Source organism: Nitrospira sp. NS4 (assembly GCF_049546785.1).
Taxonomy (GTDB): Bacteria; Nitrospirota; Nitrospiria; order Nitrospirales; family Nitrospiraceae; genus Nitrospira_D.
The window spans coordinates 941,943-956,773 of record NZ_JBMWAN010000001.1; the positions used below are offsets into that span (position 1 = coordinate 941,943).

12 protein-coding genes are annotated in these 14,831 nt (G+C 59.4%); 2 read left to right on the forward strand and 10 right to left on the reverse strand.

The features are described 5' to 3' along the window. Nucleotides 1–12 precede the first annotated feature (12 nt). Both ACO9S2_RS04175 and ilvD read left to right on the forward strand, forming a co-directional pair. Nucleotides 13–366, forward strand: a complete 354-nt coding sequence (locus tag ACO9S2_RS04175; protein WP_423720660.1) for a PepSY domain-containing protein — start codon at nt 13–15, stop codon at nt 364–366. 177 nt (nt 367–543) lie between these two features. Beyond that, the gene (gene ilvD / locus ACO9S2_RS04180) at nt 544–2,217 is read left to right on the forward strand and encodes a dihydroxy-acid dehydratase (protein WP_423720661.1); all 1,674 of its coding nucleotides are present in this window, start codon (nt 544–546) and stop codon (nt 2,215–2,217) included. 91 nt (nt 2,218–2,308) lie between these two features. Here the strand turns inward: ilvD and ACO9S2_RS04185 are convergent, their stop codons facing one another. The 10 genes from ACO9S2_RS04185 to serA all read right to left on the reverse strand — a co-directional run bounded on the left by ACO9S2_RS04185 (nt 2,309) and on the right by serA (nt 14,824). Then, nucleotides 2,309–3,325 (reverse strand): S1C family serine protease, encoded by a 1,017-nt coding sequence (locus tag ACO9S2_RS04185; protein WP_423720662.1) that lies wholly within the window; start codon nt 3,323–3,325, stop codon nt 2,309–2,311. 165 nt (nt 3,326–3,490) lie between these two features. Beyond that, a complete protein-coding gene (locus tag ACO9S2_RS04190) occupies nt 3,491–4,609 on the reverse strand; it encodes a DegT/DnrJ/EryC1/StrS family aminotransferase (RefSeq protein ID WP_423720663.1) in 1,119 nt (372 codons plus the stop codon). A 124-nt stretch (nt 4,610–4,733) separates the two neighbouring features. Continuing rightward, nucleotides 4,734–5,495 carry an ABC transporter permease gene (locus ACO9S2_RS04195; protein WP_423720664.1) on the reverse strand — a complete coding sequence of 254 codons (762 nt, stop codon included), beginning with the start codon at nt 5,493–5,495 and terminating at the stop codon, nt 4,734–4,736. After that, entirely contained in the window at nt 5,492–6,457 is a 966-nt protein-coding gene (locus ACO9S2_RS04200; protein ID WP_423720665.1) for an ABC transporter ATP-binding protein, read from the reverse strand. Before ACO9S2_RS04200 ends, ACO9S2_RS04195 begins: the two co-directional genes overlap by 4 nt. Before the next feature lie 3 nt (nt 6,458–6,460). Further along, nucleotides 6,461–7,423: a hypothetical protein gene (locus ACO9S2_RS04205; RefSeq protein ID WP_423720666.1), complete on the reverse strand. Its 963-nt coding sequence runs from the start codon at nt 7,421–7,423 to the stop codon at nt 6,461–6,463. Nucleotides 7,424–7,508: 85 nt separating this feature from the next. Continuing rightward, nucleotides 7,509–8,135 (reverse strand): type IV pilin protein, encoded by a 627-nt coding sequence (locus tag ACO9S2_RS04210; protein ID WP_423720667.1) that lies wholly within the window; start codon nt 8,133–8,135, stop codon nt 7,509–7,511. Nucleotides 8,136–8,635: 500 nt separating this feature from the next. Beyond that, on the reverse strand, nt 8,636–10,480 hold the full coding sequence (locus ACO9S2_RS04215) for a tetratricopeptide repeat protein (RefSeq protein ID WP_423720668.1): 1,845 nt from the start codon (nt 10,478–10,480) through the stop codon (nt 8,636–8,638). A 76-nt stretch (nt 10,481–10,556) separates the two neighbouring features. Beyond that, complete coding sequence (gene dnaB, locus ACO9S2_RS04220) at nt 10,557–11,912, reverse strand: replicative DNA helicase (protein ID WP_423720669.1); 1,356 nt, start codon at nt 11,910–11,912, stop codon at nt 10,557–10,559. Further along, nucleotides 11,909–13,012, reverse strand: coding sequence for an ATP phosphoribosyltransferase regulatory subunit (gene hisZ / locus ACO9S2_RS04225; RefSeq protein WP_423720670.1), 1,104 nt, complete (start codon nt 13,010–13,012; stop codon nt 11,909–11,911). The genes dnaB and hisZ overlap by 4 nt, the downstream gene beginning before the upstream one ends. Before the next feature lie 228 nt (nt 13,013–13,240). After that, entirely contained in the window at nt 13,241–14,824 is a 1,584-nt protein-coding gene (gene serA / locus ACO9S2_RS04230) for a phosphoglycerate dehydrogenase (protein ID WP_423720671.1), read from the reverse strand. Between the last annotated feature and the right edge of the window lie 7 nt (nt 14,825–14,831).

Here is a 14,831-nt window from a genome sequence, read left to right on the forward strand (position 1 = left end):
AGGAGGTCGCGTATGAAATCCCTCAGCCTGATCCTGGCTCTGACCGTCGGAACCGTCCTGGCCCTTGGCTCTCCGGCATGGAGTGACAAAAAGAAGGACAAGGAAAGCGACATCGCCGCCCTGGCCAAAGAAGCGAAGGTGACGATCGATCAAGCGGTCAAGACCGCCACGGAAAAAGTCCCCGGGACTGTCGTCGAAGCCGAGTTGGAAAAGAAGCACGACAAGATCACCTGGGAAGTCGAGGTGCTGGGCGCCGACGGGAAGGTGACGGAAGTCTGCATCGATGCCGTGACCGGAGCCGTGCTCGATACGGAAGCGAAAGACAAGAAAGACGAGAAGAAGAAAGAAGGCAAGAAAGGAAAGTAGTTCCTACTTTCTCATGTCTCACCATAGGTCGACTGCTCCCCAGGCTGATCAACATGCCGTCCAGCAAGGCCGCAAGGAGAGAGAACCCCGAGGCCTACGCGGGCAGGGTACGTCGAGGGGTCCGAACGACTGAGAACGACGCTGGAGGGCATTTTCAGCAGCCTGAAAGAGGATGTTATGCCGAAAGAGTTGAAGCTAAAGAGTCACGATCTCCTGGTTGGCCCGGGCCGGGCCCCGGCCCGGGCCATGTTGAAAGCGGTCGGGTTCACCGACGAGGATCTCTCGAAACCGATCGTCGGTGTGGCCAACACCTGGATCGAGGTGATGCCCTGCAATTATCATTTGCGGCGGCTGTCGGAGCGGGTGAAGGCCGGCATCCGGGCCGCCGGGGGCACCCCGATCGAGTACAACACCATCGCCGTGTCCGACGGGATTTCCATGGGCACGGAAGGCATGAAGGCCTCCCTGATCAGCCGGGAAGTGATTGCGGATTCGGTCGAGCTGGTGGCGCGCGGCCATCTGTTCGATGCCGTGGTGGCGCTCTCGGGCTGCGACAAGACGATTCCCGGCACCGTCATGGGCCTTGCCCGGCTCAACCTGCCGTCGGTGATGCTCTATGGCGGATCGATCATGCCCGGCCAGTTCCAGGGGCATGACGTGACGATCCAGGACGTGTTCGAAGCGGTCGGGAAACACGCGTGCGGGAACATGACGAACGCGGAATTGAAAGATCTGGAAGACCATGCCTGCCCGGGCCCCGGCGCCTGCGGCGGCCAGTTCACCGCGAACACCATGGCCATTGCCTTCGAGTTCCTCGGCATGTCGCCGATGGGCCGCAACGGCGTGCCGGCCATGGATCAACACAAAGACGACGTCGCCTTTGAATGCGGCAAGATGGTGATGGACTTGATCAAACGGGATCTGCGTCCGAAGCAGATCATCACCCGCAAGTCGCTGGAGAATGCGATTGCCGCCGTGGCCACGACCGGCGGATCGACGAACGCCGTGCTGCACCTGCTGGCGGTCGCCCGCGAAATGGGCGTGAAGCTGACGATCGACGACTTCGACAAACTGAACCGCAAAGTCCCGCTCCTCGCGGACCTCAAGCCGGGCGGCCGCTTTACGGCCGCGGACCTCTTTGCGGCCGGCGGCACCACCTTGGTCGCCAAACGCCTGCTGGACGCCGGCATCCTGCACGCCAACCAGCCCACGGTGACCGGACGGACGATCGGCGAAGAAGCCGCGACCGCGAAAGAGACGCCGGGACAACAAGTCCTGCGACCGCTGTCAAACCCCATCAAGCCGACCGGGGGCCTGGTGATTCTGAAAGGCAACCTGGCGCCGGAAGGCTGTGTGGTGAAAGTCGCCGGCCATTCGATCATGCATTTCCAGGGGCCGGCCAAAGTCTATGATCGCGAGGAAGATGCCTTTGCCGCCGTGAAATCCGGACGGATCAAGGCCGGTGATGTCGTCGTCATCCGCTATGAGGGCCCGTCAGGCGGACCGGGCATGAGAGAAATGCTGGGCGTGACGGCGGCCATCGTGGGGGCAGGACTGGGAGATTCGGTGGCACTGCTTACCGACGGACGGTTCTCCGGGGCCACGCACGGCCTCATGGCCGGCCATGTGGCGCCGGAAGCCGTCAAGGGCGGGCCGATCGGAGCCGTAAAGAACGGTGACATCGTCACGTTCGACATCGCCAAGCGGCGTCTGGATGTGAAGCTCACGGATAAAGAAATCAAAGCGCGCTTAAAGAAGGTGAAACACCCCAAACCCCGATACACCATGGGCGTCATGGGCAAGTACTCCCGTCATGTCTCCTCCGCATCGGAAGGGGCGGTGACGACCTAGCTGGCCGGAGCCATGGCCGCTTACAGCGGGGCGGAGCACGTCAGGTGCTCCGCCCCGTTTTTTCTCGCCATGGGCTGGACGCGGGAACGGCCTACTGGCCCTTCATGCGGCCGCGCATCTCCGAAATCATTCCCTCAAGATCGGCCTCGGCCTTGGCCCGATCACCGACCAGCTCATCCAGGTTGTAGGCACGGGCGGGAGGAAGACTCTCCGCGGGCGTCGGCGACACAGCTGGCTTGGCAGGGACAGCGGCCTTGGGCGGAGGAACCGGAGCGGGGGCCGGACTCGGGACCGCCAGGGGACCGGTGGCCGGCTGCTGGCCCGCCGGAGCCTCGGTCGCCGCTCGCGTCGGTGCCGGAGTAGAAGGAGCGGCCACCTGGCCGGCAAGGACGATCCCCTGCTCTCGAAGCCACTGTTTGGCCACGGTCGATTTCAATGAGAAACTGATGCCTGTAATGGGCAAGCCGTCCGGCGCGACGCGGGCGATGGCCGTATTGACTCCAATCATATGCCCTTCTCCGTCGACCAGCGGACCGCCGGAATTGCCCCGGTTCAAGCCTGTCTCGGTTTGAAACACGTGCTTGCCCTGCACGCCGTTGAAGTTGTCGACCTCGGCGCTGATGACTCCCGTCGTCAAAGTCCAGAGGCCGCCCTGCTCCGGATGCCCGATCGCCACGACACGGTCACCGATTCTCGTGCGGTCGGAGTCGCTCAGGTCTATGGTCGGGAGCGGCCCCGCCGTTCCGTCAAGCTTCAGCAGCGCGAGGTCCAGCGGCGACGAATACGCGACCATCCTGGCCCGCACCATCCGCGAGAGATCGGCCTTCGAATCGCCGCTCACCCGTGCCGGCTTGAGAAACACCGACAGCCGAGGATAAGGCTTCCCCGTTCTTTCCTCGATCACCACATGGGCATTCGTCAACACCAGCCCATCGGCCTGAATGATGGATCCGGTCCCGCCGCTCCCGCTTTTGCCCCTGTCGGGATGGCCCATCACCATCACGACAGCCGGCGAGGCCTGTTCATAGATTTCTCGTGGAGAGAGCTCTTTCGCCTCTGCGATTGAGCCGGAAAGACAGAGAACCAGCAGTACGATGCAGTATCTCATCGATCCCCCCTTATCCCGCCGGGAGTGAGATGGGGCCACGGGGACATCCCCGGCCCACAATGGCGCACAGACATTTGTGTCATTATAGGACTGACCGCCAGGCTGTGCCAGGCGTTGACCGGCTCTTGGGCTGGCCGGAGGAGGCAAGCTGTGATCCCGCCGCGCCTACTGACGCTTATAGAAATCGGCGATCAAGTCGACGACATAGGTCAGCTGAACATCGGTGAGTTCAGCATAGATCGGCAGCGAGAGCACCTCTTCGGCCGCCCGCTCGGACTCGGGGAACGCCCCTTTTTGATGGCCCAGACCCTGATAACAGGTTTGGAGATGCATGGGAAGAGGATAATAGATCTCCGTCCCCACGCCCTTGTCTTTGAGGTAGGCGCGAAGTTCGTCACGCTTCGGGACACGAATGGTGTATTGATTGTAGACGTGGAAATTTCCTGACCTGGTCACCGGCAAGGTCACTCGATCGAGGAGGCCTGCATCTTTGAATAATTGCTCATACCGGGCCGCGTTGCGCCGCCGGCCTTCGGCCCACTGGTCGAGATACTTCAATTTGATATGAAGCACCACCGCCTGGAGCGCGTCCAATCGGCTGTTGATTCCAATCACTTCATGGAGATACCGCACCCGGCTCCCATGAACCCGCAACATGGAAAGGGAATCCGCCAGGGCTTGATCGTTGGTCGTGATCATGCCGCCGTCGCCGAATCCTCCAAGATTCTTCGAAGGGAAGAAGCTGAAGCAGCCGGTATCTCCAAGCACCCCCGCTCGCTTGCCTCCCTGCCCGGCCCCGATCGCCTGACAGGCGTCTTCAATCACCGGAATCTTGCGAGCGCCGGCAAGACGATTGATCGCGGCCATATCGGCACACTGGCCGAAGAGATGAACCGGAATGATCGCCTTCGTCCGCGGCGTGATGGCCCGTTCAAGCTGAGTCGGATCAAGATTGAAGGTGTCCCGCTGGATATCGATGAAAACCGGCTTCGCCCCGAGCCGGGAGATCGCTCCCGCGGTGGCGAAAAATGTAAACGGCACGGTGATGACCTCGTCGCCGTGCCCCACCCCCATCGCCATCAGCGAGAGCAACAGGGCATCGCTGCCCGACGCGCAACTGATCGCATAGCGCGCCCCGATGTACTTGGCAACCGCGTCCTCGAACGCCACGACACGGGGGCCGAGGACGAAGCCCTGCTCGTCACAGACGGTTTGCACCGCCGTCATAATCTCGGTGCGAAGCGGCAGAAACTGGGCTTTGAGGTCAAGTAGGGGGATATTCATACGGTTAGGCTCGTCAGTGGAAGATACACCATTGGCTCATCCTTGAAAAGAACACGATGCCCCATCAATACCCTGGACGCAATGTCTTTGCAAGTAGAGAAATGATGGGGCGGGGGCAGCAATCTCAGCGGAAATCCCGTCGCTGAAAAATCACGCTGGCGGATACAAGGAGCAACGCAATATAAGCCAGCCCATAGGCTACGATAAGCAGAAGTTCGGCTGTCTGCACCTCAAGATGATGGGTCACATGTCCTTTCAGATTGAACCGCTCTAAATTGGGCAATACATAGTAGAGACCGTTCAGAAGCGCCTGGCCCCCTTCGCCCATCTTCCCCCCAAAGGTCTTCAGATCCGCAGTCAGGTGCCCGATCACATACGTCGCCAGCGTGAAGATCGCGCTCAGCGTCGCGCTCGTGAATGTCGAGAAGAGCACGGCGACCGCCGTGACGACCATGCACTCAAGTAAAATGAGCCCCATCGCCTTGAACAACACCGCCTCGACCGGCACCGCCTGGGCCACGAGGACGGCCAGCAACCCTGCCGTCATGACAAGCAGGTTGACCAAGAGGGTGATCGTCAGTCCGAGATACTTCCCCAGCAGAAATTCGTAGCGGGCAACCGGCTTGGAGACAATCGTGTAAATGGTCTTCTTCTCGATTTCTTTGTTGACCAGCCCGATACCCACGAAAACGGCGATCAGCACGCTGAAAATGTTCACGCTCCCCAGGCCGACATCCAACAGCAGGCGATGAAATTCTCCGAGCGTGACGTGCATGAGCAGGAGCGAGCTCCCGATCATCAAAAGCGCAAAGACCAGCAGATTATAGAGAAGCTTGTCGCGCAAATTCTCGCGGAATGTGTTCACGGCAATCGACCAGACTTTCATACATGCGTCTCCACCGGTCTGTGCGCCCCCGTAGCCTCTCGAATGAACAACTCCTCCAGGGAGGCCCTGTGCGGCGTCAGCGACACCAGCTTGGCCCTGGACACGCGAACGATTTCAAGCGCCTCGTCCACGTGTTGCTGGCTGCTCAACACGACCATGACCCGCTCTCCTTGCTGGACCACTCGTTCTGCCAGCGGCCGCATGTGAGCGAGCCGCTCGGGCAACAGCCGGTCGATGACCATTTCCACATACTGCGTCGTGCCCCGTTCGACCAGGTCGGTCACTTCCCCGCAGGCCACAAGGCGGCCCTTCAATATCATCGCCACACGGTCGCACAGCAACTCGGCATCATGCAGGATGTGGGAACTGAACAACACCGTCTTGCCCGCCTCCTTCAAACGCAGGATGAGATCGCGCACCTCTTTTCGTCCGATCGGATCGAGCCCCGACATCGGCTCGTCCAACACGACAAGGGAGGGATCGTTGATCAGCGCCTGGGCGATGCCCACCCGCTGCAACATCCCTTTGGAAAACTTGCGCAACTGCAAATCCCGCGCAGTCGTCATTCCCACCAGCTCCAGCAACTCGTCCACCCGCTTCTCGAGAGCAGCGCCCCGGAGTCCAAAGAGATGGCCGTAGAACTTGAGGAATTCCCGGCTGGTGAGATAGTCGTAGAAGTAGGGGGACTCCGGCAAAAACCCGAGCCTGGCCTTGGCTGCCAGATCACCGACCGGATGCCCGAATATCGACGCCCTGCCGCTCGTGGGATGGATCAGCCCCATCAACATCTTCAGCGTCGTCGTCTTACCGGCTCCATTGGGGCCAAGAAATCCGAAGACCTCGCCGCGGCGGACGTCGAGAGTGAGACCATCGACCGCCGTCACCTTCTTGCCCCAGAAGCCCACGCGAAAGGTCTTCGCGAGCTTCTCTGTTTGAACCACAAGATCGCTGCTCGACATCATCACTCACTCCCATATCCTTGGGAAGACGTAGGCAGGCTCTACTTTGGGAAGCAGAGAAGGAGGCCCCTGCTTAAACTTGTACAGCGACCGCAGCCGATTGGGATGCGTGGAACTGGAGATGAAGCCCGTCTGTACGTCCAATCGGTATTCCCCTCCAAACGGTTCCTGAGGAAGCGCCGTCAAGACCCGGTCACTCACCAGCGCAGGCAACGTCGGGGGAAGGGTTCGGTATGTCGTGCGATACGATTCCACGGCACGCTCCAGCAACTGAATGTCTCGCTCGATGATAACCTCTTTCATCCGATTCAAATAGAATTGTCGCATTTCCGGATCGGCCGTCTCCCGCAAACGTGCTTCCAGGAAGGCGAAGGCGGTTGAAAGGCTTCCCGCCTCTGCCGCCAGACGAGTCGCCAGCCCGGGCAAATAGGCAGGCCGGTCGGGCAATGTCGAAGCCCGCATGATAAATTCAGCCCCCTTCTCAGGATCGCCCAGCAAAAAGTAATAATTGTAGCCGAGTAAAAATGGGATATGCCAAACTGTCGAGTTAGCCTCCGCCCCCTTGGCCAGCAACCGATTGCTCAAATCAGGTCGCTGGGCAAGATCCCCGAGCGTGACTCCCCCGACATAATAGGCATACGCGTACTGAGGGTCGAGGGTGGTGATGACATCGAGCGCCTCATACATCCACTCATATTCGTCCGAAGTGTTTCGTTTTTCCCCCATCACCTGCACCAGCTTGAGCCAGAGCAGATCCGCTCCAAGGTGGTGATACCCGAGCATGGCGGGCTTGAGATATTCGCCTTTCGGAAGGTTCGCGAGGTCTTTGATTTGATTGACGGCTCGATCCTGAACCTGATCAGACTGATGTTGGAGCAGAATGACGGTGACAAGAACCAGGCACAGCCCGATTCCGTTCCTGAGACGCCACCACCAGATCATCCATTCGTTTGGGAGGGATAGGCTCATGGACCCGAGGCTTTCGACCTAGATGACAAAATGGAAGGACGCCGGCCACACACATGGCCGGCGTCCCCAGCGAACTCACAGGGAACTAGAATATTCCCTGCGTGCAGTCCTGAGAACCTTGATCGCTGCTCGACGCCCAGTAGGAGATGGCGTTATCTCCGTCCAGATTCACCCCCGCCGTCGCGATGAACCCTGTGTCACCAGCCGCCGCAGCACCGCTCGCGGCCACCGGTCCGAGGGCACACGCATTAATCGGAGCAGGGATCAATGAACCCTGAACAGCATACTGATACGCCGTCTTGCCCGATGCGATAAACCCGATATCAGTGAAGTTCCCGACATAAAACGCCGTACCCACACCGTTCACCGGGGTCGAACAGAACCCATCGGTCACAGCCAACACCGTGGCCGCATAGGGTTGACCAGCGAGCGTAGACGGCCAACCGACCGGGAGCGACTTGACACCCGCCGCCGGAGCTGCCGCACCGAGCGGAGGCGGAGGCACACCGAGATAGCAGCCCTTCTCAGCCTGGAACGCGATCTCGGACGTCTTAATCGCGTTCAAGTTCACCTTGGCCTCCGACTGCTTCGACTTCAACTGGTACTGCAGGAAGTTCGGAATGGCGATAGCCGCCAAGATACCGATGATCGCCACAACGATCATCAACTCAATGAGGGTGAAACCCTCTTGTTTGCGGAATGACTTGAACATTGCACTGCCTCCTGGTTGATGGTTCACCGACTGGCCCGACTTACTCTGTCCTTGCCTTGATCACTGCGGCGCTCTATTGCCGCCTACCTGTGCCATAGCAGGTTTGGTGCCTGTCAGCGACAAAATCGACATTATCATCAGGCATTGAGAAATCAACCATTTACAAACTTTGCATCATCCGGCCTCTCGACCTTCACCTCTTCCAGCTTTCCGGTTTGTGATCAAAGATGCCGAGAATTGGCATGTCGTCCATATCAGGCACACAAAAAAAGCGCGGCCACAGGCCTTCCCGCACCATCGCTTTCCCCCTTGCCGCTATTCGATTGAAACAGACCGCAATGGATATTTCGGCTCTCATCTAGCCGAATCTATTTGGAAAGCGAACGGCGATCACACGACGCAAGGATCGCAGGTTCCACGCAAGCCTGATGCTTGTGAGTTGGCCACGTTTGCGGACGATTTGGGGAGGCAGCGAAGAGGAAACGTCTGTACGAGGAAAGTTACGGTGTCTGTATCTTGTCCGATACGCGCCGCTTGGCTTGCTGGATGCGATCTTCCTGAGCCGGGTCGCCCAACCCTCGCTCGCGGAATCGTTGGAGCAGTTTTTCGTTCGTGGGATCAAGCTCCAGGGAATGGAGCCAGGCCTCTCTGGCATCCGTCAACTTCTGCTGCTCCATATAAATTTCGCCCAGATGTTCGTAGATGACCGGATCATCGCCGACCAGCGCAACGGCCCGCTTGATTTCGGTGAGGGCCTCCGCCAGCATTCCTGACTTGAAGAACGCCCATCCCAAGCTGTCAACGTAGTAGCCATTCTCCGGCTTGAGGGCCACCGCCTGCCGCGTGAGCGACAGCGCCTGGTCGATCTTGATCCCGCGCTCTGCATAACTGTAGCCCAGATAGTTCATGGCGTCGGCATGATGCGGATCCAACGCCAGCGCGGTCTCCATGGCCCGCACCACATCATCAAAGCGATTGAGCTTATCGTAGGCGGTACCGAGGTTGAAGTGCAGATCGGCATGCTTGGGGTGATGACGCAGCCCTTCTTCGAGGGTCTGCACCGACTTTTCGTACTGCTCGCTTTGCAAATAGGCCAAACCCAGCACAATAAAGGGCTCAGGTTGTTTGGGATTCAACCTGGTGGCCTCGCTCAGATGGGCGATCGCCTCGGCATATTGCTTCAGCCGGTAATGGAGCACCCCGAGATGGATATGACTCTCCACGTAGGTCGCGTCGAGTTGCAAATTGAACCGGTAGGCCTCGATGGCCTTGGGGAACTCTTTCATCTCCTCATAGAGATAGCCCAGATAATCCCGCACTTTGAGCTCAGCCGGACGCACCTTGAGGATCGCCTGCAATTGTTCAATGGCTTTGGGGAAATCTCTTTTCTCCCCGTAGATCAAGGCCATCCTCAGCTGGGCATCCAGGTCCCCGGGATCTTCGGCCAGCATCTTCTCAAGTTCGGCCAATGCTCCGGCATAGTCTTTCGTATTCACATACAGCTGAACCAGCCGTTGACGAATGTCTTTGTTGTTCGGATTGACCCGATCGAGATACCGTTTCAGAATAGCAATGGCCTTCTCTTTCTCCTGACGCGATTCATATAAGGAGGCTTCTGCCAGATACGCCGGTTCAAATAGCGGGTTTACTGCAATGGCCCGTTCAAAACTGGCAACGGCTTGATCGACATTCCCCGATTCACCGTAAATCCGGCCGAGATAATAATGCCCGTTGGGCGAATCCGGAGAAACCTTCAGCCCTTGCTTCATCGCCTGCTCGGCCTCAGCCAGCCGTTTCTGGTTGACCAGAATGATGCCCTTATGGAAATAGGCCTCGCCTTTTTCAGGATCGCGCTCGATGGCGAGATCCAAGAAATGCAGCGCCCGATCGGCCCTGCCGGCGCTCGCCAAAATGCCGGCCATCTGGATGAGCATTTGGGGATCCTGGCCCGTGCCCTCCCCCGCCTCTTCGGCATACCGCACGGCATTGGGCAGGTCTCCCAAACCATAGTAAATCCCCGCCATTCTGGCCTTCACAGAACGGGAGGACGGGTCGGTCTTCAACACCGCACGATATTCCTGCAGAGCCTTCTCCGTGTCCTGCGCCAACTCGGCTTGATAGCCCAGCATAAAATGATAGGACGCCGCCGCATCAGGCACGGGGGCGGGCTTGGGCGGCGTCGGCGCAACGGTCGTGACGCCCGATGGCGCGTCCTGGGGATTGGGCGCCGCCGCGCAGGCGACGATGATGAGGGGAATCAACGCGAGCAGCAACCGGTTCCCCGATCGTGACAAGGGCCGACCAGACGATGCGCGCACGATGGAAGAAGATTGCTGTTTCGCCACGATACCCTTGCTGGGAAGAAGACCCGGAGTGCCTGGTTCTGATGAACGGAATTATACCGAGCGGGGAAAAGACCCGTCAAACGACTTCGCGAGTATCGAGATTCTCGAATTTCGCGTACCGGCTGTGAAAATGGAGATCGACCTTTCCGATCGGCCCGTTGCGGTGCTTGCTGACGATAATATCGGCAATGCCTTTTCGCTCGGAGTTCTGATCATAGACCTCTTCGCGATAAATAAACATGACCACATCGGCATCCTGCTCGATGGCACCACTCTCTCGAAGGTCGGCAAGCATGGGGATCGGGGGCTTCCTCGCCTCCACCGCCCGGCTGAGCTGGGATAAGGCCACGACCGGGACATTCAACTCTTTGGCCAAGGCCTTCAGCGATCGGGAAATATCGGAGATTTCCTGCTGCCGGGATTCTGAATCGCTCCGGCCCTGCATCAGCTGAAGATAATCGACGATGAGCAGATCCAGGCCCTTTTCCGCCTTGAGGCGGCGGGCTTTCCCGCGCATCTGCTGCACCGTTATACCCCCGGTGTCGTCAATGTAGATCGGCGCCTGTTCTAATTTGCCCGCCGCCTCCGCAAGACGCCACCAATCCTCCTTTTGCAGCTTTCCCGTCCGCAAGCCATGCGAATCCACGCGGGCCTCGGAACTCAACATGCGCAGGACGATTTGCGGTTTGGACATTTCGAGGCTGAAAATCCCCACCACGGCTTTTGCATGGATCGCCGCATGCGTCGCAAACCCCAGGGCCAGACTGGTCTTGCCCATGCTCGGACGGCCGGCCACGACCACAAGATCGGACGGCTGCAACCCCGCCGAGAGATCGTCGAGATCGATAAAGCCGGTCGGCACACCCGTGACGTGCTCTTTCCGCTTCGAGAGCTGATCGACGAGGTCGAGACTCTCTTTGATAATCTCATTGATCGGGCTGAAGGCGCGTTCGAGTTTGCCCTGTGCGATGCTGAAGACAGAGCGCTCGGCAAAATCGAGCAGGTCGTCGATCGAGGAAGTCCCCTCATACCCTTTCGTCAACACTTCGGTCGAGGTATGAATCAGCTGCCGGGCCACGGACTTGTCCCGCACGATCTTGCAGTGATAGCGCACGTTCGCCGCGCTGGACACCGATTGGACGAGCTCGGCGAGATAGGCCGCGCCGCCGACTGACTCGAGCTCGGTCTTGGCCTTCAACCGCTCCGTCAAGGTAATCTGGTCGATCACCTCGCCGATATCGGACAAGTCGAGCATCGCCCGATACACTTTGCGATGGGCCGTGCGATAAAAATCCTCCTCCTGGAGCAACTCCATCGCCTTCGGCATCGCCGCATTGTCCAGCAGGATGGCGCCCAGCACCGACTGTTCCGCCTCAAGGTTCTGCGGCGGCAGTTTCGGCTGGGAGAGATCAACCGCCCCGAGTGACTTCATTCGTTCCCCTTCGTCGGCTTCCCGGACCGTCTTGCGGAGCCGGACCGCGCCCTCCCGCGAGTGGCCTGCTCCCCCAACCCGCGGAACAGGCGATCGACGTTCAGCGCGAAACCCGTCGAGGGGATATTCCGACCGAACCGTCCGATCAAATGATCATACCGGCCGCCGCCCCCCAACTCCACACCGACGCCCTCGGCAAATACGTCGAACACCACTCCATCATAGTAATCAAACCCCCGGAATTCACCGAGATCGAGGAAGAGCACATCCTGATGACCGGCCTTGCAGAGCGATTCATACACCGTCGTCAACCGTTCCAGTGCCTGCGACAGTGCGCGCTCCCCTCCGGCCAGCTCGCGCCCCCTGGCCAGCACTTCGGACTGGCCGCAGAGCTCCGGCGCTTCCAAAATGCTCCTGGCGTATTTCTTCGTCACCCGCTCGCGCTCGAGAATCTCCTGAAGCCGGGGAAGGTCTTTCCGTGCCGCTGCCTGTTCGGCCCGCTTCTGTCCTTCCGGCGACAGCCCGGCGCGAATCAGCAGCCCCTTGAAGAAGCCGACGTGTCCGAGTGAGATTTTGAAGGATCGCAGGCCAACCCGCTTCAGACATTCGATCAGGAGCGTCACAATCTCGCTGTCGGCCGTCGCGTCATCCGCGCCGATGAATTCAGCGCCGACTTGAAAGATCTCCCGGTCACGCCCCGCATGCTCCGGTTCATAGCGGAATACCGACGTCCGGTAGGACAACCTCAGGGGAAGATGCGCCCCCATCATCCCCGATGCGACGGTCCTGGCAATCTGGGCCGTCGCATCGGGACGGAGGAGCAGAATCCGCCCTGTGGTGCGATCCGCAAACTTGTAGCACTTCTCGATCAGCTCCGGCTCCAGGCCCGGCGTGAGCACGTCGAGATACTCAAACGTGGGGAGGATAATTTCGTCGTAGCCCCGGCGCGTGAGCTGGCCGAGCAGCTGGGCTTCCAGCTGCCGCACCTGCTTGGCGGCAGCCGGCAGAATGGTGGCCATGCCGGAGGGGACCAGAGAACGCTCACGCAGAGAGTTCGTCTGCCCCGATTGGACGGGAGGCTTCGAAGGAACAGAGGCCATAGCAGACCGATGCGCGTCTCGATGGTTAGGAGATTATCGACAAACTACTTGAGCACTCAGAAACCATGAGCACCTGGACGCCCACAGACACCCTTACAATTCTTTGCAGGTTGTTCAGAAAGGCCGTCCAGCTAGGCCGCAGCAAGCGAAGAGGCGAGGCGTACGCTCCGGTACGTTGAGCCTCTGAGCGCCGCGAGAACGCCGCTGGCGGGCTTTATCAACAGCCTGCTAGGAGAGATTGGCGACTTTCACCGACAAGATATTCGAGCTCGACTTGATCTTGTCCAACACTGCCGCCGGGAACGCCGTATCCGATCCGATGATCAACAACGCATTCCCGCCGCGTTTTTCCAGCGCGCATTGCATGCGCACAATATTGATATTGTTCTCGCCGAGCACATGGCCCACCATCCCGATCACACCGGGGCGGTCGACATTGTGAATGAACAGCATGTGCCCTTCGGGAACCACTTCGACCTTAAAGCTGTCGATCTCGACGACCCGCGCATCCTTCTTATGGTAGAGCGTGCCCGCCACCTGGTGCGAGACCTTCCCCGCCTCCACCTTGACGCGAATCAGGCTGGTAAAGTCGCCCGCGTCAGAGATCTTCACCTCTTTCACTTCGATGCCCCGCTCTTTCGCCACGATCGGAGCATTCACGTAGTTTACCGGGTTTTCCATGATGGGCGTCAGCAGGCCCTTCAACACACCGATCGTCAGCGGCGCGATCGAGAGCGTCGAGACTTCCCCGCTGTATTCCACCGTCACCCGCTCGATCCCGCCCTGGCACAATTGCGACTGCAGCGACCCCATCTTTTCCACAAGCGTCAGGTACGGCTGCAAGCGCGGCAACAATTCCGGGGCGATGGAGGGAATGTTCACGGCTCCCCTGGCAACCCCCTTCGTAAAGTAGTCCACCACCTGTTCGGCGATCCCGACCGCAACATTTTCTTGGGCTTCGGTGGTCTGAGCGCCGATGTGCGGCGTGCAAATGAAATTATCCAGGGCCAGGAGAGGGTTGTCCGCCTTGACCGGCTCTTCTTCAAATACGTCGAACGCCGCTGCGGCCACGCGCTTGCTCTTCAACGCCTCGACCAGATCGGCTTCGTTGATGATCCCGCCGCGGGCGCAATTCACGATCAAGACACCGGGCTTCATCGTGGCAATGGCTTGCGCGTTGATGATGCCTTTTGTCTCCGGGGTCAACGGCGTGTGGACCGAAATGATATCGGCTGTTTTGAACAGCTCGGGCAACTCCATCATCGTCACGCCCATTTTCTCCGCTCGATCCGGGGCCAAGTAGGGATCGTAGGCAATCACTCTCATGCCGATCCCTTGCGCCATTTTGGTCAAATGGCTGCCGATTTGGCCGACGCCGACGATGCCGAGCACCTTATTATAGAGCTCGACGCCCATGAACTTGTCTTTTTCCCACTTCCCGGCCTTGACCGAGGCGGTGGCCTGGGGAATCCGCCGGCTCATGGCGCAGATCATGGACATCGTGTGCTCGGCCGTGGTGACGGTATTGCCGCCCGGCGTATTCATCACGACGATGCCGCGCCGGGTGGCGGCCGGCGTATCGACGTTGTCGAGGCCGGAGCCCGCGCGTCCCACGATCTTCAACTTTTCCGCCGCCGCGATCAGCTCCTCGGTGACCTTGGTGCCGGACCGCACGATCAGCCCGTCGGCATCCTTGATCTCTTTGAACAGCTCCTCTTTCGGCATCTTGGATTTCACTACAACGGTGAATCCGGCCTTCTCGAGGAGTTCGACACCCTGCTTCGACAAACTGTCGCTGATCAGAATTTTCATGGAGACC

Coding starts and splice junctions, on each gene's coding strand:
- ACO9S2_RS04175 (WP_423720660.1), top strand. CDS start 13: ATGAAATCCCTCAGCCTGATCCTGGCTCTGACCGTCGGAACCGTCCTG.
- hisZ (WP_423720670.1), bottom strand. CDS start 13,012: ATGGCCTCTGTTCCTTCGAAGCCTCCCGTCCAATCGGGGCAGACGAAC.
- ACO9S2_RS04185 (WP_423720662.1), bottom strand. CDS start 3,325: ATGAGATACTGCATCGTACTGCTGGTTCTCTGTCTTTCCGGCTCAATC.
- serA (WP_423720671.1), bottom strand. CDS start 14,824: ATGAAAATTCTGATCAGCGACAGTTTGTCGAAGCAGGGTGTCGAACTC.
- ACO9S2_RS04190 (WP_423720663.1), bottom strand. CDS start 4,609: ATGAATATCCCCCTACTTGACCTCAAAGCCCAGTTTCTGCCGCTTCGC.
- ACO9S2_RS04195 (WP_423720664.1), bottom strand. CDS start 5,495: ATGAAAGTCTGGTCGATTGCCGTGAACACATTCCGCGAGAATTTGCGC.
- ACO9S2_RS04200 (WP_423720665.1), bottom strand. CDS start 6,457: ATGATGTCGAGCAGCGATCTTGTGGTTCAAACAGAGAAGCTCGCGAAG.
- dnaB (WP_423720669.1), bottom strand. CDS start 11,912: ATGAAGTCACTCGGGGCGGTTGATCTCTCCCAGCCGAAACTGCCGCCG.
- ACO9S2_RS04210 (WP_423720667.1), bottom strand. CDS start 8,135: ATGTTCAAGTCATTCCGCAAACAAGAGGGTTTCACCCTCATTGAGTTG.
- ilvD (WP_423720661.1), top strand. CDS start 544: ATGCCGAAAGAGTTGAAGCTAAAGAGTCACGATCTCCTGGTTGGCCCG.
- ACO9S2_RS04205 (WP_423720666.1), bottom strand. CDS start 7,423: ATGAGCCTATCCCTCCCAAACGAATGGATGATCTGGTGGTGGCGTCTC.